A 19,208-nucleotide genomic window follows, 5' to 3' on the forward strand; every position below is an offset into this window, starting at 1 on the left:
AGTGCAAAGACTTATGGCAAAGCGTGACTATTACGAAGTATTGGGTGTTGAGCGTGGTTCAAGCGAAGCGGACCTGAAAAAGGCCTACCGTCGCCTGGCGATGAAGCACCACCCGGACCGTAATCCCGATGACAAAGCGTCGGAAGATATGTTCAAGGAGGCCAACGAGGCCTACGAAGTGCTGTCCGATTCCAGCAAGCGCGCGGCTTATGACCAATACGGTCATGCCGGTGTCGACCCGAGCATGGGTGGCGGCGGTGCCGGGTTTGGCGGTCAGAACTTCTCCGACATCTTTGGCGATGTCTTCAGTGACTTCTTCGGTGGCGGCCGCGGCGGTGCTCGTGGCGGCGCTCAGCGCGGCAGCGACCTGCGTTACACCCTGGAGCTGAACCTGGAAGAGGCGGTGCGCGGCACGACCGTGAATATCCGCGTTCCGACACTGGTCAACTGCAAGCCGTGCGATGGTTCGGGTGCCAAGAAAGGCTCCTCGCCGATCACTTGCCCGACGTGCGGCGGTATTGGTCAGGTGCGCATGCAGCAGGGCTTCTTCTCGGTGCAGCAGACCTGCCCGCGCTGCCATGGCCAAGGCAAGATCATTTCCGATCCGTGCGATTCCTGCCACGGCGAAGGTCGTGTCGAAGAGTACAAGACCCTGTCGGTGAAAGTGCCGGCCGGTGTTGATACCGGTGACCGCATTCGTCTGTCTGGCGAAGGCGAGGCGGGTGCGCAGGGTGGCCCGACTGGCGACCTGTACGTGGTGATCAATGTGCGCGAGCACGCAATCTTCCAGCGTGACGGCAAGCACCTGTTCTGCGAAGTGCCAATCAGCTTCGTCGACGCAGCGCTGGGCGGCGAGCTGGAGATTCCGACCCTCGATGGTCGGGTCAAGCTGAAGATCCCTGAAGGGACTCAGACCGGTAAGCAGTTCCGTGTTCGCGGTAAAGGCGTCGCGCCGGTTCGTGGTGGCGGTGCTGGTGACCTGATGTGCCGCGTGGCGGTCGAAACCCCGGTCAACCTGGGTCGTCGTCAGCGCGAATTGCTGGAGGAGTTGCGCAGCTCCCTGGCGGGTGACAACAGTCATTCTCCGAAAACCACCGGTTGGTTCGAAGGCGTGAAGCGCTTCTTCGGCGATTTGTAAGGAGTCGGCATGCGACGTATAGCTGTGATGGGCGCTGCCGGGCGCATGGGCAAGATTCTGGTCGAGGCAGTGCAGCAACGCGCGCCGCTGACCGGCCTGACGGCAGCCATCGTGCGCCCCGGCAGCACGCTGATTGGCGTGGATGCCGGTGAGCTGGCATCGCTGGGACGAATCGGTGTGCCGCTGTCCGGTAAGCTGGATGCGGTGGCCGATGAGTTCGATGTGTTGATCGACTTCACGCTCCCTGAAGTCATGCTGAAAAACCTGGCGTTCTGCCGTAAGGCGGGCAAGGCCATGGTGATCGGCACGACGGGGTTGGACGCCGCGCAGAAGCAGTTGCTGGTCGAGGCGAGCGAAGATATTGCGATTGTGTTCGCGGCCAATTTCAGTGTCGGGGTAAACCTGTCGCTGAAGCTGCTCGATATGGCGGCCCGTGTGCTGGGCGATGACGCGGATATCGAAATCATCGAAGCCCATCATCGGCACAAGATCGATGCGCCTTCAGGCACGGCTCTGCGCATGGGCGAAGTGATCGCCAATGCACTCGATCTTGATCTGCAGAAGGTTGCGGTTTATGGTCGTGAAGGACACACCGGTGCGCGTGAGCGCGAAACGATCGGCTTCGCGACTGTTCGCGGTGGTGATGTGGTCGGTGATCATACGGTGCTGTTCGCCTGTGAAGGCGAGCGACTGGAAATCACTCACAAGGCATCCAGTCGCATGACCTTCGCCAAGGGCGCGGTACGTGCAGCTTTGTGGCTGGATGGTCGTGAGCCAGGCCTTTACGACATGCAAGACGTGCTCGACCTGCGGTAAGATGTGCCCGAAATCGGGTTCAAACTCAGCGTTTGGGCCCGGTTTTATTCCGCCAAGCGACGTCCTGTCGCATTCTCCGGCCTTTAGGGCTCATTGGCGGTAGACCAAAAATGCCTTTTTCTGTAAGCTACAGCTTTAGTGTGTCCACTAAAAGCGCGCAGAATAATTCGATGAAGAAGCGGGGTGACGTGTCCATACGTCACTCCGCTTTTTTACAACCTGCGATCGCCCTTTCAGGCTTTATTTACGGGAGGTCTTCTTGACTAAGCCAGCCATACTCGCCCTTGCTGATGGCAGCATTTTTCGCGGCGAAGCCATTGGAGCCGACGGTCAAACCGTTGGTGAGGTGGTGTTCAACACCGCCATGACCGGCTATCAGGAAATCCTTACCGATCCTTCCTACGCCCAACAGATCGTTACCCTGACGTACCCGCACATCGGCAATACCGGCACCACGCCGGAAGACGCCGAGTCCGACCGCGTCTGGTCCGCTGGCCTGGTCATTCGTGACCTGCCACTGGTTGCGAGCAACTGGCGCAACACGATGTCACTGTCCGACTACCTGAAAGCCAACAATGTGGTGGCAATCGCCGGTATCGACACTCGCCGCCTGACACGCATCCTGCGTGAGAAAGGCGCACAGAACGGCTGCATCATGGCCGGTGACAACATTTCCGAAGAAGCCGCCATCGCCGCTGCTCAGGGTTTCCCTGGTCTCAAAGGCATGGACCTGGCAAAAGTCGTCAGCACCAAAGAGAAGTACGAGTGGCGCTCGACGGTCTGGGATCTGAAAACCGACAGCCACGCAACTATCGAAGCCTCCGAGCTGCCATACCATGTTGTGGCCTACGACTACGGCGTCAAGCTGAACATCCTGCGCATGCTGGTCGAGCGCGGTTGCCGCGTGACCGTGGTGCCTGCACAGACTCCGGCCGCCGAAGCGCTGGCACTGAAACCTGACGGCGTGTTCCTGTCCAACGGCCCGGGCGACCCTGAGCCATGCGACTACGCGATCCAGGCAATCAAGGACGTGCTGGAAACCGAGATTCCGGTGTTCGGCATCTGCCTCGGTCACCAACTGCTGGCTCTGGCCTCCGGCGCCAAGACCCTGAAAATGGGCCACGGCCACCACGGTGCCAACCACCCGGTCCAGGATCTGGACAGCGGTGTGGTGATGATCACCAGCCAGAACCACGGTTTTGCGGTAGACGAAGCGACCCTGCCAGGCAACGTTCGGGCGATCCACAAATCGCTCTTCGACGGCACCCTGCAAGGCATCGAGCGTACCGACAAGAGCGCCTTCAGCTTCCAGGGTCACCCTGAAGCCAGCCCTGGCCCGAACGACGTAGCGCCACTGTTTGATCGCTTCATCAACGAAATGGCCAAGCGACGCTAATCGCTCGCCCTGATGTAGCGAAGCCTGAGGGCGGTCCCGAAACCGGTGGCCCCCTCAAGGCTTCAGAGATTGAACAAGACGGCTTGCCGACTGACCTGCGGATTTGAGTGACAACCCATGCCAAAACGTACAGACATTAAAAGCATCCTGATTCTCGGCGCTGGCCCGATCGTGATCGGCCAGGCCTGCGAATTCGACTACTCCGGCGCCCAGGCCTGTAAAGCCCTGCGCGAAGAGGGTTACCGCGTCATCCTGGTGAACTCCAACCCGGCGACCATCATGACCGACCCGGACATGGCCGACGCCACGTACATCGAGCCGATCAAGTGGCAGACCGTTGCCAAGATCATCGAGAAAGAGCGTCCGGACGCGCTGCTGCCAACCATGGGTGGCCAGACCGCTCTGAATTGTGCACTGGACCTGGAGCGCGAAGGCGTTCTGGAGAAGTTCGGCGTAGAGATGATCGGCGCCAACGCGGACACCATCGACAAGGCTGAAGACCGTTCGCGTTTCGACAAGGCGATGAAATCCATCGGCCTGGACTGCCCGCGTTCGGGTATCGCCCACAGCATGGAAGAAGCCAACGCGGTTCTCGAGCGTCTCGGCTTCCCGTGCATCATTCGTCCGTCCTTCACCATGGGCGGCACCGGTGGCGGTATCGCTTACAACCGTGAAGAGTTCGAAGAAATCTGCGCCCGCGGTCTGGACCTGTCGCCGACCAAAGAGTTGCTGATCGACGAATCGCTGATCGGCTGGAAAGAGTACGAGATGGAGGTTGTCCGCGATAAGAAGGACAACTGCATCATCGTCTGCTCCATCGAAAACTTTGACCCGATGGGCGTGCACACCGGTGACTCGATCACCGTTGCTCCGGCACAAACCCTGACGGACAAGGAATACCAGATCATGCGTAACGCCTCGTTGGCGGTACTGCGTGAGATCGGCGTGGAAACCGGCGGCTCCAACGTTCAGTTCGGCATCTGCCCGGACACTGGCCGTATGGTCGTGATCGAGATGAACCCGCGTGTATCCCGCTCTTCGGCACTGGCCTCGAAAGCCACTGGTTTCCCGATTGCGCGTATCGCTGCCAAGCTGGCGATCGGCTACACCCTGGACGAGCTGCAGAACGAAATCACCGGCGGCGCTACTCCTGCATCCTTTGAGCCTTCCATCGACTACGTAGTGACCAAGCTGCCACGCTTCGCCTTCGAGAAATTCCCGAAAGCCGACGCGCGCCTGACCACTCAAATGAAGTCGGTCGGTGAAGTCATGGCCATCGGCCGGACCTTCCAGGAATCCCTGCAGAAAGCCCTGCGCGGTCTGGAAGTGGGCGTTTGCGGCCTGGACGAGAAGCTCGACCTGAGCAACCCGGAAAGCATGAGCATCCTCAAGCGCGAACTGACCGTGCCGGGCGCCGAGCGTATCTGGTACGTCGCTGACGCGTTCCGCGCCGGCCTGTCGGTCGAAGATATTTTCGGCATGAACATGATCGATCCGTGGTTCCTGGTGCAGATCGAAGATCTGATCAAGGAAGAAGAGAAGGTCAAGACCCTGGGTCTGGCCAGCATCGACCACGACTTGATGTTCCGCCTCAAGCGCAAAGGCTTCTCCGACATGCGTCTGGCCAAGCTGCTGGGCGTGACCGAGAAGGCTCTGCGTCGCCACCGTCACAAGCTGGAAATCTTCCCGGTTTACAAGCGCGTTGACACCTGCGCGGCCGAGTTCGCTACCGACACCGCTTACCTCTACTCGACGTACGAGGAAGAGTGCGAAGCCGCGCCGTCGGGCCGCGACAAGATCATGATCCTCGGCGGCGGTCCAAACCGTATCGGCCAGGGTATCGAGTTCGACTATTGCTGCGTACACGCGGCACTGGCCCTGCGCGAAGATGGTTACGAGACCATCATGGTCAACTGCAACCCGGAAACCGTTTCCACCGACTACGACACCTCCGATCGTCTGTACTTCGAGCCAGTGACCCTGGAAGACGTACTGGAAATCGTCCGCGTCGAGAAGCCGAAAGGCGTGATCGTCCAGTACGGCGGCCAAACCCCGCTGAAACTGGCGCGAGCCCTGGAAGAAGCCGGCGTGCCAATCATCGGCACCAGCCCTGACGCCATCGACCGTGCCGAAGATCGTGAGCGCTTCCAGCAAATGGTTGAGCGCCTGAACCTGCGTCAGCCGCCAAACGCCACCGTGCGCAGCGAAGACGAAGCAATTCGTGCCGCCGCCAAGATCGGTTACCCGCTGGTGGTTCGTCCGTCCTACGTACTGGGCGGCCGCGCGATGGAAATCGTCTACGAAGAAGAAGAGCTCAAGCGCTACCTGCGTGATGCGGTGAAAGTGTCCAACGACAGCCCGGTGCTGCTCGATCACTTCCTCAACTGCGCAATCGAAATGGACGTGGATGCAGTCTGCGACGGCACCGACGTGGTGATCGGCGCGATCATGCAGCATATCGAGCAGGCCGGCGTTCACTCCGGTGACTCTGCGTGCTCCCTGCCGCCGTACTCGCTGCCTGCTCACATCCAGGACGAGATGCGCGAACAGGTCAAGAAAATGGCCCTGGAACTGGGCGTTGTCGGTCTGATGAACGTTCAGTTGGCGCTGCAAGGCGAAGACATCTACGTCATCGAAGTCAACCCGCGCGCTTCCCGTACCGTTCCGTTCGTGTCCAAGTGCATCGGTGTTTCCCTGGCAATGATCGCGGCTCGCGTGATGGCCGGTAAAACCCTGAAGGAAATCGGCTTCATCAAAGAAATCATTCCGAACTTCTACAGCGTGAAAGAGGCGGTGTTCCCATTCGCCAAATTCCCTGGCGTGGACCCGATCCTGGGCCCAGAGATGAAGTCCACCGGTGAAGTGATGGGCGTGGGCGACACCTTCGGCGAAGCCTTTGCCAAAGCCCAGATGGGTGCCAGCGAAGTACTGCCGACTGGCGGCACCGCGTTCATCAGCGTGCGTGACGATGACAAGCCACTGGTTGCAGGCGTGGCCCGTGATCTGATCAACTTGGGCTTCGAAGTGGTCGCCACTGCCGGTACTGCCAAGCTGATCGAAGCCGCAGGCCTGAAAGTGCGTCGTGTGAACAAGGTAACCGAGGGTCGTCCGCACGTGGTCGACATGATCAAGAATGACGAAGTCACTCTGATCATCAACACCACCGAAGGTCGCCAGTCGATCGCCGATTCCTACTCCATTCGTCGTAATGCCTTGCAGCACAAGATCTACTGCACCACTACCATTGCTGCTGGCGAAGCTATCTGCGAAGCGCTGAAGTTCGGTCCCGAGAAGACCGTGCGCCGCTTGCAGGATCTACACGCAGGATTGAAGGCATGATCAAATACCCAATGACCGTCCAGGGCGCGAAAGCCCTGGAAGAAGAACACGCTCACCTGACCAAGGTCGTCCGTCCGAAGCTTAGCCAGGACATCGGTACGGCCCGCGAGTTGGGTGATTTGAAGGAAAACGCCGAATACCACGCTGCTCGCGAGCAGCAGGGTATGGTCGAGGCGCGGATTCGTGACATCGAAGGCCGGATTCAGAATCAGGTCATCATCGACGTCACGACCATTCCTCATACCGGCAAAGTGATTTTCGGCACCACCGTTGAAATCGCTAACGTCGAGACTGATGAGCGCGTCACTTACCACATCGTGGGTGAGGATGAGGCTGACTTCAAACTCGGCAAGATTTCGGTGGGCTCGCCACTGGCCCGCGCCTTGATTGCCAAGGAAGAGGGGGATGTGGTCGCCGTGAAAACGCCGGGTGGCGTTATCGAGTACGAGATTGTCGAAGTTCGCCACCTCTGAAAGAAGGCGCCCGCTACGTGCGGGCGCCATGCTTTGGCAACTAACCCAAATGTTGTGGGTTGGCGGCCTGTGGCTGTTGCACGTTGGTCTGCTGCCGGTGCTGGGGCGAATAGGCCTGGCACCGCTGCTGATCGACGAAATCGCAGGCATGCTGAATACGCTGATGGTGGGATTTGCCACGGCGTGTGTGGGTTTTCAGGCTTTGGTGCTGGTTCAGGCCAAGGGCCTTGCCAGTCTATGGCGCGATATTCGTGGGCAACTGCTGATGATGGCGCTGTTTGGGGGCGCGATGTATTTCGCAGTCCACGTCGGCTGGCCGCAGGCGGTGCATTGGCAGCTGTTCAGCTATCTTGTTCTGGGGTTTTCCGGGCTGGTGCTGGTGATGCAACCGGTGCCGGGATGGAGTGTGAGGGTGCGCGAAGCACACCCTTGACCCTTGTCATCACTTGAAGCGATGGACGTTCGACAGCTGCTTGTTGACGCTGAAGTTCTTGCGGTAAATCAGAGCCATCTTGCCGATGACCTGAACCAGATCGGCTTTGCCGGCCTTGCAGAGTTCTGCAATGGCTGCCAGGCGCGATTCGCGATCGAGGATGTTGAGCTTGATTTTGATCAGCTCGTGATCCGCCAAAGCGCGTTCAAGTTCGGCTAACACACCTTCAGTCAAACCGTTGTCAGCCACAATCAAAACTGGTTTCAGATGGTGGCCAATGGATTTGTACTGTTTCTTCTGCTCTTGAGTGAGCGGCATAATCTGACCCTTTAGTCTGGATTCTGTAAAATGGCGGCCATTTTACCCGAGGGTTCGTGGATCCGCCCAATTAATCACGACCCTTATCATCGAGGTGCCCAATGGCGCGTTCCAAGACAAGCCTTGGTTGGCTGAAAAGACATGTCAATGATCCCTATGTGAAGCAGGCGCAGAAGGATGGTTATCGCTCGCGTGCGAGTTACAAGCTTCTGGAGGTCCAGGAGAAATACAAGCTGATCCGTCCGGGTATGAGCGTTGTCGACCTGGGTGCGGCGCCCGGCGGCTGGTCGCAGGTCACTAGTCGGCTGATCGGTGGTCAGGGGCGTCTGATCGCCTCGGACATCCTGGAAATGGACAGCATTCCGGACGTGACTTTCATCCAGGGTGACTTCACCCAGGACGAAGTGCTCGCTCAGATCCTTGAAGCCGTGGGTAATTCGCAGGTGGACCTTGTGATTTCCGATATGGCCCCCAATATGAGTGGTACGCCTGAGGTGGACATGCCAAAAGCCATGTTTCTATGTGAGCTGGCTCTTGATCTGGCGGCTCGGATACTCAAGCCGGGTGGTAATTTCGTGATCAAGGTGTTTCAGGGCGAAGGGTTTGATGCTTACGTGAAGGACGCTCGTCAGAAGTTCGACAAGGTCCAGATGATCAAGCCGGACTCTTCCCGTGGCAGTTCCCGCGAGCAATACATGCTGGCTTGGGGCTACCGCGGCCGTAGTGAGTAAATCGAGGTTTTTTTGCGGGTCGATAGGTTTTTCGTATTTCGTCCCGTGAGCATTAGCGAATATTGTGTAGAAAGTGTTTCACAAAGGGTTACAGACGGCGCCTGCCAGAGCCGTAGGTAATGTAGTAAGTTAGGCCGGTGAATATCATGCGAAGCACGCGCCATTAGCGGAGCTTGCTTCAGAGGGTAGTTAATTGAACGATATGGCAAAGAATCTGATCCTGTGGTTGATCATCGCGGCTGTCCTGGTGACGGTGATGAACAACTTCTCCAGCCCTAACGAGCCGCAGACCCTCAACTATTCCGACTTCATCCAGCAGGTCAAGGATGGCAAGGTCGAGCGCGTAGCGGTTGATGGCTACGTGATTACCGGCAAGCGCAACGATGGCGACAGCTTCAAGACCATTCGTCCGGCAATCCAGGACAATGGCCTGATCGGCGACCTCGTGGATAACCATGTGGTAGTTGAAGGCAAACAGCCTGAGCAGCAAAGCATCTGGACTCAACTCCTGGTCGCAAGCTTCCCGATCCTGGTGATCATCGCCGTCTTCATGTTCTTCATGCGGCAGATGCAGGGCGGTGCCGGTGGCAAGGGCGGGCCGATGAGCTTCGGCAAGAGCAAGGCGCGCCTGCTCTCCGAAGATCAGGTGAAAACCACGTTGGCTGACGTTGCCGGTTGCGACGAAGCCAAGGAAGAAGTTGGCGAGTTGGTCGAGTTCCTGCGTGATCCGGGCAAGTTCCAGCGTTTGGGCGGTCGCATTCCTCGTGGCGTGCTGATGGTCGGTCCTCCTGGTACGGGTAAAACCTTGATCGCCAAGGCGATTGCCGGCGAAGCCAAAGTGCCGTTCTTTACCATTTCCGGTTCCGATTTCGTCGAAATGTTCGTCGGTGTCGGTGCCAGTCGTGTTCGTGACATGTTCGAGCAGGCGAAGAAGCACGCGCCATGCATCATCTTCATCGATGAAATCGACGCCGTCGGTCGCCACCGTGGTGCCGGCATGGGCGGCGGTCACGACGAGCGCGAACAGACACTCAACCAGTTGCTGGTAGAGATGGACGGCTTCGAAATGAATGACGGCATCATCGTCATTGCAGCGACCAACCGTCCCGATGTGCTAGACCCTGCATTGCTGCGTCCGGGCCGTTTCGACCGCCAGGTCGTGGTCGGTCTGCCGGATATCCGTGGTCGCGAGCAGATTCTCAAAGTCCACATGCGCAAAGTGCCAATGGGTGACGACGTCGCTCCGGCCGTGATCGCGCGTGGTACTCCTGGTTTCTCTGGTGCCGACCTGGCCAACCTGGTGAACGAGGCATCGTTGTTCGCAGCCCGTGCCGGCAAGCGCATCGTCGAGATGAAAGAGTTCGAACTGGCCAAAGACAAGATCATGATGGGTGCCGAGCGCAAGTCCATGGTCATGTCCGAGAAAGAGAAGCAGAACACTGCTTATCACGAAGCTGGCCACGCTATCGTCGGTCGCGTCGTACCTGAACATGATCCGGTCTACAAAGTGTCGATCATCCCGCGCGGTCGCGCGCTCGGTGTGACCATGTTCCTGCCGGAAGAAGATCGCTACAGCCTGTCCAAGCGTGCGCTGATCAGTCAGATCTGCTCGCTGTACGGTGGTCGTATCGCTGAAGAAATGACCCTGGGCTTCGACGGTGTCACCACTGGTGCATCCAATGACATCATGCGTGCCAGCCAGATCGCACGGAACATGGTGACCAAGTGGGGCTTGTCGGAAAAACTCGGCCCATTGATGTACGCCGAAGAAGAGGGCGAAGTGTTCCTCGGTCGTGGCGGCGGCGGTCAACATGCCAGCTTCTCCGGCGAGACAGCCAAGCTGATCGATTCCGAAGTACGCAGCATCATTGACCAGTGCTACGGCACGGCCAAGCAGATCCTCACGGATAACCGCGACAAGCTCGATGCCATGGCTGATGCCTTGATGAAGTACGAGACGATCGATGCCGATCAGATCGATGACATCATGGCGGGTCGTACCCCTCGCGAACCTCGCGACTGGTCTGGCGGTAGTGATACATCCGGTACGCCTCCGGCGGTGCAGGATGGGCGTCCGGAAACACCAATCGGTGGCCCGGCTGCTGACGTATAAGGTTTGAAATGACTTCTGTTCAGTCCTCGACCCGGTTGCCTTGCGGCAACCGGGTTCTTGATTTGGCCCAGACGCATGTCATGGGCATTCTCAATGTCACTCCCGACTCCTTTTCTGATGGTGGCCAATACAGTCAGCTCGATGCGGCGCTGCGCCACGCCGAGGCGATGGTGGCGGCTGGCGCGACACTGATTGACGTCGGTGGTGAATCGACCCGGCCCGGCGCAAGGGCGGTTTCTCCCCTTGAGGAGATGGAGCGTGTAGCGCCTGTCGTCGAGCGTATTCATCGTGAACTCGATGTGATTATCTCGGTCGATACCTCCACACCGGCAGTTATGCGTGAAACCGCAAGACTGGGGGCGGGTTTGATCAATGATGTGCGTTCGTTACGCCGAGACGGAGCCCTGGATGCAGCTGCAGCCACCGGTTTGCCGGTGTGTCTGATGCATATGCTCGGTGAACCGGGCGACATGCAGGACAATCCGCAGTACCAGGATGTGACGAAAGAGGTTGGCGAGTTTCTCGCCGAGCGGATGCTCCAGTGTGCGTCGGTAGGCATCCCTGCCGAGCGGATCATCCTCGATCCGGGCTTCGGCTTCGCGAAAACCTTGCAGCACAACTTGAGCTTGTTTAAACATATGGAGGCCTTGCATGCCTTGGGGCGGCCCCTGTTGGTCGGGGTTTCGCGAAAGAGCATGATCGGGCAAGCCTTGAATCGGCCGGTGGGAGAGCGCTTGCATGGCGGTTTAGCGCTCGCGGCACTGGCTTCAATCAAGGGGGCGCGTATATTGCGCGTCCATGATGTGGCTGAAACGGTCGACGTAGTGCGAATGATTGCCGCAGTAGAATCAGCCGAATAAGAATGATGGAGTACTTATGAGCAAAAAATACTTTGGCACCGATGGCATTCGTGGTCGGGTCGGTGAATACCCGATTACTCCTGATTTCATGCTCAAGCTTGGCTGGGCGGCAGGCATGGCATTTCGCAGCATGGGTGCCTGCAAGGTGCTCGTGGGCAAGGACACCCGGATCTCCGGTTACATGTTCGAGTCGGCGCTTGAGGCCGGGCTGACCTCGGCAGGTGCTGATGTGATGCTTCTGGGGCCGATGCCGACGCCGGCCATCGCCTATCTGACACGCACCTTTCATGCCGAAGCCGGCATCGTGATCAGCGCTTCGCACAACCCTCATGACGACAATGGCATCAAGTTTTTCTCCGGGAGGGGCACCAAGCTTCCGGATGAGGTCGAGCTGATGATCGAAGAGTTGCTCGACACCCCGATGACCGTGGTTGAGTCGAGCAAGATCGGCAAAGTATCGCGAATCAACGATGCCTCGGGCCGTTATATCGAATTCTGCAAGAGCAGCGTTCCGACCGGCACCAGTTTCGCTGGGCTGAAGATCGTGATCGATTGTGCTCACGGTGCGACCTATAAAGTGGCGCCTAGTGTGTTCCGTGAGCTGGGGGCCGATGTCGTTGTGCTTTCTGCTCATCCCAATGGCCTGAACATCAATGAGAATTGCGGTTCGACCCATATGGAACCGCTGCAAGCTGCCGTATTGGCCGAGCACGCCGATTTGGGTATTGCCTTTGACGGTGATGGTGATCGGGTCCAGATGGTCGATCACACTGGCACTGTCGTCGACGGCGACGAGTTGTTGTTTATCATTGCTCGCGATCTGCAAGAGCGCGGCAAGTTGCAGGGCGGTGTGGTCGGTACGCTGATGAGTAACCTGGGGCTGGAGTTGGCCCTGGCGGATCTGGCGATTCCTTTTGTGCGCGCCAACGTTGGCGACCGTTACGTGATCTCCGAGTTGCTGGAGCGCGATTGGCAGGTGGGTGGAGAAAACTCGGGGCACATTGTCTGCTTCAGTCACACCACCACCGGTGATGCAATCATTGCCGCGTTGCAGGTGTTGATGGCGCTGAAGAGGCGCGTAGAAAGCCTGGCTCAGTCCCGTCAGGCGCTGCGCAAGTGTCCTCAGGTGCTGATCAATGTCCGGTTTGGCGGTGGTGCGAATCCGATCGAACATCCGACCGTCAAGGAGGCCAGTGACCGTGTCACCCAGGCGATGGCCGGTCGTGGGCGTGTACTGTTACGCAAGTCCGGGACAGAGCCGCTGGTGCGGGTCATGGTCGAGGGCGAGGACGAAACGCAGGTTCGCGGTTACGCCGAAGAGCTCGCAAAACTGGTAACTGAAGTTTCTGCCTGATTTCGGCTTGCCAGCCATGATTGTGTTGGGTAACATCTGCGCCCACTTTGACCGACGAGGTACAGCATGCGTCGCCCTATGGTAGCTGGTAACTGGAAGATGCACGGTACCCGCGCCAGCGTCGCTGAGCTGATCAACGGCCTTGGTCATCTGGCCTTGCCAAGCGGTGTTGATGTCGCGGTATTCCCGCCTTGCTTGCATATCAATCAAGTGATTGATGGCTTGAAAGGCAAGTCGATTTCGATCGGCGCGCAGAATTCTGCAGTGGAATCCATGCAAGGTGCATTGACTGGTGAAATTGCGCCGAGTCAATTAGTGGATGCAGGTTGTTCCCTGGTACTTGTCGGGCACTCCGAGCGCCGCCAGATAATGGGCGAGCAGGATGGAATGCTGATTCGCAAGTTCGCAGCGGCACAGGCATGTGGCTTGATTCCGGTGTTGTGCGTAGGGGAGACCCTCGAAGAGCGCGAAGCTGGAAAAACTCTTGAGGTTGTCGGGCGTCAGCTTGGCAGCATAATTGAGGAGCTGGGTGTAGGTGTCTTTGCAAAGGCAGTAATCGCTTACGAGCCGGTCTGGGCCATTGGCACCGGGCTGACTGCTTCGCCGCAACAGGCGCAGGATGTGCATGCAGCCATTCGCGCTCAGTTGGCGGCAGAGAATTCTGAAGTCGCGCAAGGTGTGCGGCTTCTATACGGCGGCAGCGTGAAGGCGGCCAATGCGGTCGAACTGTTCGGCATGCCGGATATCGATGGGGGGCTCATTGGTGGAGCTTCCCTGAATGCAGATGAGTTCGGTGCGATTTGTCGCGCCGCGGGAAACTGAAAAAATGCTGGAAACAGTCGTAGTCGTTTTTCATCTGCTGGGTGCATTGGGCGTAGTTGCTCTGGTTTTGCTGCAGCAGGGTAAAGGTGCGGATGCTGGCGCGTCTTTCGGAGCAGGTGCTTCAAATACTGTGTTCGGAAGCCAAGGTTCCTCTACCTTTCTTAGTAAGTTTACTGCTATACTTGCCGCCGGTTTCTTCATAACCAGCTTGGGGTTAGGTTACTTTGCTAAAGAGAAGGCTCACCAGCTGACTCAAGTAGGTTTGCCAAACCCAGCAGTGTTGGAAGTTCCAAAGCAACAACCGGCTTCTGATGATGTTCCGGTGCTTCAAGAGCAAAAGTCGGCTACTCCAGCGACTGACGTACCTCCAGCTCAAGAGCAGAAGTAAGAAGGGTTTCAAACGTAGTATTGCCGAGGTGGTGGAATTGGTAGACACGCAACCTTGAGGTGGTTGTGCCCATAGGGTGTAGGGGTTCGAGTCCCCTTCTCGGTACCAATTATCAGGAGAGCCCGCTGTTGCGGGCTTTCTTGTAGGTGGAAGGTTACATTGACCCTGTCAGGGATCGGTCGTATACTTCCGCCCCAGCTTTGTCGCGGGGTGGAGCAGTCTGGTAGCTCGTCGGGCTCATAACCCGAAGGTCGTCGGTTCAAATCCGGCCCCCGCAACCAGTTTAAGGAGCCCCTTTTAAGGGGCTTTTTGTTAGCTGGACACTTTCAACGCCGCTGTTCAACGGCGTTTCAAGGATGGGCGTTTCGCCCATTTTTTTATTTTGCACAGCATGCACATACATGCACGAGGGGGTTCAGGTGTCGAGCAAGCTAGAAGAGTTGCAGGCCTTGCTGGCCCCGGTGGTCGTGGCCCTAGGCTATGAATGCTGGGGTATTGAGTTTTCGGCTCAAGGTCGCCACTCAATGTTGCGCGTTTATATTGATAAAGAGGGCGGCGTGCTGGTGGACGATTGTGCCATCGTCAGCCGTCAGATCAGCGGTGTACTGGATGTTGAAGATCCGATCGCCGTTGAATACACCCTTGAAGTTTCCTCGCCTGGCATGGAACGCCCACTGTTCACTATTGAGCAGTTTGCAAAATTTGCCGGTGAACAAGTGAAGATCAAGCTGCGCTCGCCTTTTGAAGGTCGGCGCAACTTTCAGGGCCTTCTGCGCGGTGTAGAAGAGCAGGACGTCGTGGTGCAGGTTGAAGACCATGAGTTCCTGTTGCCGATCGATATGATCGACAAGGCCAACATTATTCCCAGTTTTGACTGAGACGCGGATCCCGCGGATCCAATGGCTTGCGAAAGGCGAGGCGTACGATGAGCAAAGAAGTACTGCTGGTTGTTGAGTCGGTATCCAATGAAAAGGGCGTACCGGCAAACGTAATTTTTGAAGCGCTGGAGCTGGCCCTGGCCACTGCTACCAAAAAGCGTTTTGAGGACGAAGTCGATCTGCGTGTGGAAATCAATCGCCACACCGGTGCTTACGAGACATTCCGTCGCTGGACGGTCGTCGAAGAAGCAGACCTGGACGATCCGGCCATCGAAACCTGGCCGAGCAAGGTTGCAGAAACGCATCCTGGCGCCAAGGTCGGCGATGTTGTCGAAGAAAAGATCGAATCCATCGAGTTCGGCCGCATTGCTGCACAGACCGCCAAGCAGGTCATCGTGCAGAAAGTTCGCGAAGCCGAGCGTGCTCAAGTCGTTGACGCCTATCGCGAGCGCCTGGGAGAAATCATCTCCGGCACCGTGAAGAAAGTCACCCGCGACAACGTGATCGTCGATCTGGGCAATAACGCTGAAGCGTTGCTGGCCCGTGAAGACATCATTTCTCGCGAAACCTTCCGGGTTGGCGTGCGTCTGCGTGCGCTGCTCAAGGAAATCCGCACCGAGAACCGCGGCCCTCAGCTGATCCTGTCGCGTACCGCGCCGGAAATGCTGATCGAGTTGTTCCGCATCGAAGTGCCGGAAATCGCTGAAGGCCTGATCGAAGTAATGGCTGCGTCCCGCGACCCGGGTTCGCGCGCCAAGATCGCGGTCCGCTCCAAGGACAAACGTATTGATCCGCAAGGCGCTTGCATCGGTATGCGCGGTTCGCGCGTCCAGGCAGTGTCGGGCGAATTGGGCGGTGAGCGTGTGGACATCGTCCTGTGGGACGATAACCCGGCGCAGTTCGTGATCAATGCAATGTCGCCGGCTGAAGTGGCGGCAATTATCGTTGACGAAGATGCCCATGCAATGGACATCGCCGTTGGCGCAGACAATCTTGCTCAGGCCATCGGTCGCGGTGGTCAGAACGTGCGTCTGGCTAGCCAGTTGACTGGCTGGACCCTGAACGTGATGACCGAATCGGACATCCAGGCTAAGCAGCAAGCAGAAACCGGCGACATCCTGCGCAACTTCATCGACGAGCTGGAAGTCGACGAAGACCTGGCACAGGTGCTGGTAGATGAAGGCTTTACCAGCCTGGAAGAGATTGCCTACGTACCGTTGGAAGAAATGCTCAACATCGACGGCTTTGACGAAGAAACCGTCAACGAGCTTCGCGCTCGCGCCAAGGATCGTTTGTTGACTAAAGCCATCGCTACTGAGGAAAAGCTGGCAGACGCCCATCCGGCCGAAGACCTGCTCTCGCTTGAGGGTATGGACAAGGATTTGGCGATGGAACTGGCGGTGCGCGGCGTAATTACCCGCGAAGACCTGGCCGAGCAGTCTATTGACGACCTGCTCGACATCGACGGCATTGACGATGATCGTGCCGGCAAGTTGATCATGGCCGCCCGAGCCCATTGGTTCGAGTAATTAGGCGCGGCCTGAGGAGAGAAGTGCATGACGCAAGTCACGGTGAAACAACTGGCCGATGAGGTCAAAACACCGGTAGAGCGCCTGTTGCAGCAGATGCGTGAGGCAGGTCTGCCGCACACCGCCGCCGATGAAGGTGTGAGCGATAGTGAGAAGCAGTCTTTGCTGACTCACTTGAAGAGCAGCCACAAGGCGAAAGTGGAAGAACCGCGCAAGATTACATTGCAGCGCAAAACCACCAGCACCCTGCGTGTTGCTGGTAGCAAGAGCATCAGCGTTGAAGTACGCAAGAAGAAAGTCTTCGTACAACGCAGCCCGGAAGAAATCGAAGCCGAGCGCAAACGCGAACAGGAAGAACGCCGCGCAGTAGAAAATGCTGCACGTCAGAAGGCTGAAGAAGAAGCCAAGCGTCGCGCCGAAGAAGAAGCGCGTCGCCAGCCTGCTGCTGCGCAAACCGCTACTAACGATGCCGTTGCAGCGCCTGCTGCAGTTGCCGAACCAGTGCGTGAAAGCGCGCCTGTTGTTGCAGCTGCACCAGCACCTGCGGCCGACACTCGCAAACGCGACGAGCAGCGTCGTCCGGACAAACCACGTGCCGACGATAGCAATCGTCGTGGCAGTGGCGATGGCGAGCGCAAAAACGCTCCGCATCGTGCTTCGGTCAAGGAAAAAGCGCCTGCTCCACGTGTTGCGCCACGTACTACCGACGAAGAAAGCGATGGCTTCCGTCGTGGTGGTCGCGGCAAGGCCAAGCTGAAGAAACGCAACGCCCACGGTTTCCAGAGCCCAACCGGCCCTGTTGTGCGCGAAGTGAAGATCGGCGAGACCATCACTGTTGGCGATCTCGCCCAGCAGATGTCGGTCAAGGCTGCTGAAATCATCAAGTTCATGTTCAAACTGGGTACTCCAGCGACCATCAACCAGGTACTGGATCAGGAAACTGCCCAACTGGTTGCCGAAGAGCTGGGCCACAAAGTGACCCTGGTCAGCGACACCGCCCTGGAAGATTCCCTGGCCGAGTCCCTGAAGTTTGAAGGTGAAGCGTTCTCCCGTGCACCGGTTGTGACCGTAATGGGCCACGTTGACCACGGTAAGACCTCGCTGCTCGACTATATCCGTCGTGCCAAGGTAGCTGCTGGCGAAGCCGGCGGTATCACCCAGCACATCGGTGCGTACCACGTTGAAACCGAACGCGGCATGGTCACCTTCCTCGACACCCCTGGTCACGCCGCGTTTACCGCCATGCGTGCCCGTGGTGCCAAGGCGACCGACATCGTGATCCTGGTGGTTGCAGCGGACGACGGCGTAATGCCGCAGACCGTTGAAGCCGTTCAGCACGCCAAGGCTGCTGGTGTTCCGCTGGTTGTTGCAGTGAACAAAATCGACAAGCCGGGCGCCGATCTCGATCGCATCCGTAGCGAACTGTCGGTTCACGGCGTGACTTCGGAAGAGTGGGGCGGCGACACCCCGTTCGTATCGGTTTCGGCGAAAGTCGGTACTGGCGTGGACGAGTTGCTCGAAGCTGTTCTGCTGCAAGCTGAAGTTCTCGAACTGAAAGCGACCCCTTCGGCTCCTGGCCGTGGCGTTGTGGTTGAATCGCGTCTCGACAAAGGTCGTGGCCCGGTTGCAACCGTTCTGGTTCAAGACGGTACCCTGCGCCAAGGCGACATGGTGCTGGTCGGTTCGAACTATGGCCGCGTTCGCGCCATGCTCGACGAGAACGGCAAGCCAATCAAGGAAGCCGGTCCTTCTATCCCTGTCGAGATTCTCGGCCTGGACGGTACCCCGGACGCTGGCGACGAGATGAGCGTTGTTGCCGACGAGAAGAAAGCCCGTGAAGTGGCTCTGTTCCGTCAAGGCAAGTTCCGCGAAGTCAAACTGGCCCGTGCTCACGCCGGCAAGCTTGAAAACATCTTCGAGAACATGGGTCAGGAAGAGAAGAAGACGCTCAACATCGTCCTCAAATCCGACGTCCGTGGTTCGCTGGAAGCGTTGAACGGTGCCTTGAACGGCCTGGGTAACGACGAAGTGCAAGTGCGTGTGGTCGGTGGCGGTGTCGGTGGTATCACCGAATCCGATGCCAACCTGGCACTGGCCTCCAACGCTGTACTGTTCGGCTTCAACGTGCGTGCCGATGCTGGCGCTCGCAAGATCGTCGAGCAGGAAGGTCTGGATATGCGTTACTACAACGTGATCTACGACATCATCGAAGACGTCAAGAAAGCCCTCACCGGTATGCTGGGCAGCGATGTTCGCGAGAACATCCTGGGTACCGCTGAAGTGCGTGACGTGTTCCGCTCGCCGAAGTTTGGCGCGATCGCCGGTTGCATGGTTATCGAAGGTGTTGTTCACCGTAACCGTCCAATCCGTGTACTGCGTGAAGACATCGTTATCTTCGAAGGCGAGCTGGAATCCCTGCGCCGCTTCAAGGATGACGCTTCCGAAGTACGTGCCGGCATGGAATGCGGTATCGGCGTGAAGAGCTACAACGACGTCAAAGTCGGCGACAAGATCGAAGTCTTCGAGAAGGTGCAGGTTGCTCGCAGCCTCTAACTCGCGCACTTCAAGGGCCACGATGAGCCGCCGCATGCAGATGCGCGGCGCAACGTCCGGACTCTAA

At 58.0% G+C, this 19,208-nt stretch carries 16 protein-coding genes and 2 tRNA genes; 17 read left to right on the forward strand and 1 reads right to left on the reverse strand.

The features are described 5' to 3' along the window. Window positions 1-13: 13 nt before the first annotated feature. From dnaJ to AB7M29_RS07195, 6 genes are all read left to right on the forward strand, one after another. On the forward strand, window positions 14-1,138 hold the full coding sequence (dnaJ, locus tag AB7M29_RS07170) for a molecular chaperone DnaJ (protein WP_007900528.1): 1,125 nt from the start codon (window positions 14-16) through the stop codon (window positions 1,136-1,138). A 9-nt stretch (window positions 1,139-1,147) separates the two neighbouring features. Beyond that, a complete protein-coding gene (dapB, locus tag AB7M29_RS07175; RefSeq protein WP_454246614.1) occupies window positions 1,148-1,954 on the forward strand; it encodes a 4-hydroxy-tetrahydrodipicolinate reductase in 807 nt (268 codons plus the stop codon). A 259-nt stretch (window positions 1,955-2,213) separates the two neighbouring features. Beyond that, window positions 2,214-3,350 (forward strand): glutamine-hydrolyzing carbamoyl-phosphate synthase small subunit, encoded by a 1,137-nt coding sequence (gene carA, locus AB7M29_RS07180; RefSeq protein ID WP_217857598.1) that lies wholly within the window; start codon window positions 2,214-2,216, stop codon window positions 3,348-3,350. A gap of 117 nt (window positions 3,351-3,467) precedes the next feature. Next, entirely contained in the window at window positions 3,468-6,689 is a 3,222-nt protein-coding gene (gene carB, locus AB7M29_RS07185; protein WP_454246615.1) for a carbamoyl-phosphate synthase large subunit, read from the forward strand. After that, window positions 6,686-7,162, forward strand: coding sequence for a transcription elongation factor GreA (greA, locus tag AB7M29_RS07190; RefSeq protein WP_007942892.1), 477 nt, complete (start codon window positions 6,686-6,688; stop codon window positions 7,160-7,162). The genes carB and greA overlap by 4 nt, the downstream gene beginning before the upstream one ends. Window positions 7,163-7,190: 28 nt before the next feature. Continuing rightward, window positions 7,191-7,595 carry an MFS transporter gene (locus AB7M29_RS07195; protein ID WP_217857599.1) on the forward strand — a complete coding sequence of 135 codons (405 nt, stop codon included), beginning with the start codon at window positions 7,191-7,193 and terminating at the stop codon, window positions 7,593-7,595. A gap of 9 nt (window positions 7,596-7,604) precedes the next feature. Here the strand turns inward: AB7M29_RS07195 and AB7M29_RS07200 are convergent, their stop codons facing one another. Then, window positions 7,605-7,913, reverse strand: coding sequence for a YhbY family RNA-binding protein (locus tag AB7M29_RS07200; protein WP_007900503.1), 309 nt, complete (start codon window positions 7,911-7,913; stop codon window positions 7,605-7,607). 101 nt (window positions 7,914-8,014) lie between these two features. Between AB7M29_RS07200 and rlmE the strand changes: the two genes are divergently transcribed. From rlmE to infB, 11 genes are all read left to right on the forward strand, one after another. Continuing rightward, on the forward strand, window positions 8,015-8,644 hold the full coding sequence (rlmE, locus tag AB7M29_RS07205) for a 23S rRNA (uridine(2552)-2'-O)-methyltransferase RlmE (protein ID WP_007900501.1): 630 nt from the start codon (window positions 8,015-8,017) through the stop codon (window positions 8,642-8,644). 202 nt (window positions 8,645-8,846) lie between these two features. Further along, the gene (gene ftsH / locus AB7M29_RS07210; protein ID WP_052965666.1) at window positions 8,847-10,757 is read left to right on the forward strand and encodes an ATP-dependent zinc metalloprotease FtsH; all 1,911 of its coding nucleotides are present in this window, start codon (window positions 8,847-8,849) and stop codon (window positions 10,755-10,757) included. 8 nt (window positions 10,758-10,765) lie between these two features. Beyond that, the gene (folP, locus tag AB7M29_RS07215) at window positions 10,766-11,617 is read left to right on the forward strand and encodes a dihydropteroate synthase (protein WP_217857600.1); all 852 of its coding nucleotides are present in this window, start codon (window positions 10,766-10,768) and stop codon (window positions 11,615-11,617) included. A 16-nt stretch (window positions 11,618-11,633) separates the two neighbouring features. Continuing rightward, the gene (gene glmM / locus AB7M29_RS07220) at window positions 11,634-12,971 is read left to right on the forward strand and encodes a phosphoglucosamine mutase (protein WP_454246616.1); all 1,338 of its coding nucleotides are present in this window, start codon (window positions 11,634-11,636) and stop codon (window positions 12,969-12,971) included. 66 nt (window positions 12,972-13,037) lie between these two features. Then, on the forward strand, window positions 13,038-13,793 hold the full coding sequence (gene tpiA / locus AB7M29_RS07225) for a triose-phosphate isomerase (protein ID WP_052965661.1): 756 nt from the start codon (window positions 13,038-13,040) through the stop codon (window positions 13,791-13,793). Window positions 13,794-13,797: 4 nt separating this feature from the next. Next, entirely contained in the window at window positions 13,798-14,181 is a 384-nt protein-coding gene (secG, locus tag AB7M29_RS07230; RefSeq protein ID WP_017336473.1) for a preprotein translocase subunit SecG, read from the forward strand. 22 nt (window positions 14,182-14,203) lie between these two features. Beyond that, window positions 14,204-14,289, forward strand: a tRNA-Leu gene (locus AB7M29_RS07235). Window positions 14,290-14,385: 96 nt separating this feature from the next. After that, a tRNA-Met gene (locus tag AB7M29_RS07240) sits at window positions 14,386-14,462 on the forward strand. A 138-nt stretch (window positions 14,463-14,600) separates the two neighbouring features. Then, complete coding sequence (gene rimP, locus AB7M29_RS07245) at window positions 14,601-15,059, forward strand: ribosome maturation factor RimP (RefSeq protein WP_010463487.1); 459 nt, start codon at window positions 14,601-14,603, stop codon at window positions 15,057-15,059. A gap of 47 nt (window positions 15,060-15,106) precedes the next feature. Next, window positions 15,107-16,588: a transcription termination factor NusA gene (gene nusA / locus AB7M29_RS07250; protein WP_007900474.1), complete on the forward strand. Its 1,482-nt coding sequence runs from the start codon at window positions 15,107-15,109 to the stop codon at window positions 16,586-16,588. Between the two features lie 27 nt (window positions 16,589-16,615). Then, window positions 16,616-19,141, forward strand: a complete 2,526-nt coding sequence (infB, locus tag AB7M29_RS07255; protein WP_217857602.1) for a translation initiation factor IF-2 — start codon at window positions 16,616-16,618, stop codon at window positions 19,139-19,141. Window positions 19,142-19,208 lie beyond the last annotated feature (67 nt).

Source organism: Pseudomonas sp. F-14 TE3623 (assembly GCF_053629015.1).

Coding starts and splice junctions, on each gene's coding strand:
- carB (WP_454246615.1), top strand. CDS start 3,468: ATGCCAAAACGTACAGACATTAAAAGCATCCTGATTCTCGGCGCTGGC.
- rlmE (WP_007900501.1), top strand. CDS start 8,015: ATGGCGCGTTCCAAGACAAGCCTTGGTTGGCTGAAAAGACATGTCAAT.
- ftsH (WP_052965666.1), top strand. CDS start 8,847: ATGGCAAAGAATCTGATCCTGTGGTTGATCATCGCGGCTGTCCTGGTG.
- glmM (WP_454246616.1), top strand. CDS start 11,634: ATGAGCAAAAAATACTTTGGCACCGATGGCATTCGTGGTCGGGTCGGT.
- AB7M29_RS07195 (WP_217857599.1), top strand. CDS start 7,191: ATGCTTTGGCAACTAACCCAAATGTTGTGGGTTGGCGGCCTGTGGCTG.
- nusA (WP_007900474.1), top strand. CDS start 15,107: ATGAGCAAAGAAGTACTGCTGGTTGTTGAGTCGGTATCCAATGAAAAG.
- tpiA (WP_052965661.1), top strand. CDS start 13,038: ATGCGTCGCCCTATGGTAGCTGGTAACTGGAAGATGCACGGTACCCGC.
- greA (WP_007942892.1), top strand. CDS start 6,686: ATGATCAAATACCCAATGACCGTCCAGGGCGCGAAAGCCCTGGAAGAA.
- AB7M29_RS07200 (WP_007900503.1), bottom strand. CDS start 7,913: ATGCCGCTCACTCAAGAGCAGAAGAAACAGTACAAATCCATTGGCCAC.
- folP (WP_217857600.1), top strand. CDS start 10,766: ATGACTTCTGTTCAGTCCTCGACCCGGTTGCCTTGCGGCAACCGGGTT.
- dnaJ (WP_007900528.1), top strand. CDS start 14: ATGGCAAAGCGTGACTATTACGAAGTATTGGGTGTTGAGCGTGGTTCA.
- infB (WP_217857602.1), top strand. CDS start 16,616: ATGACGCAAGTCACGGTGAAACAACTGGCCGATGAGGTCAAAACACCG.
- secG (WP_017336473.1), top strand. CDS start 13,798: ATGCTGGAAACAGTCGTAGTCGTTTTTCATCTGCTGGGTGCATTGGGC.
- dapB (WP_454246614.1), top strand. CDS start 1,148: ATGCGACGTATAGCTGTGATGGGCGCTGCCGGGCGCATGGGCAAGATT.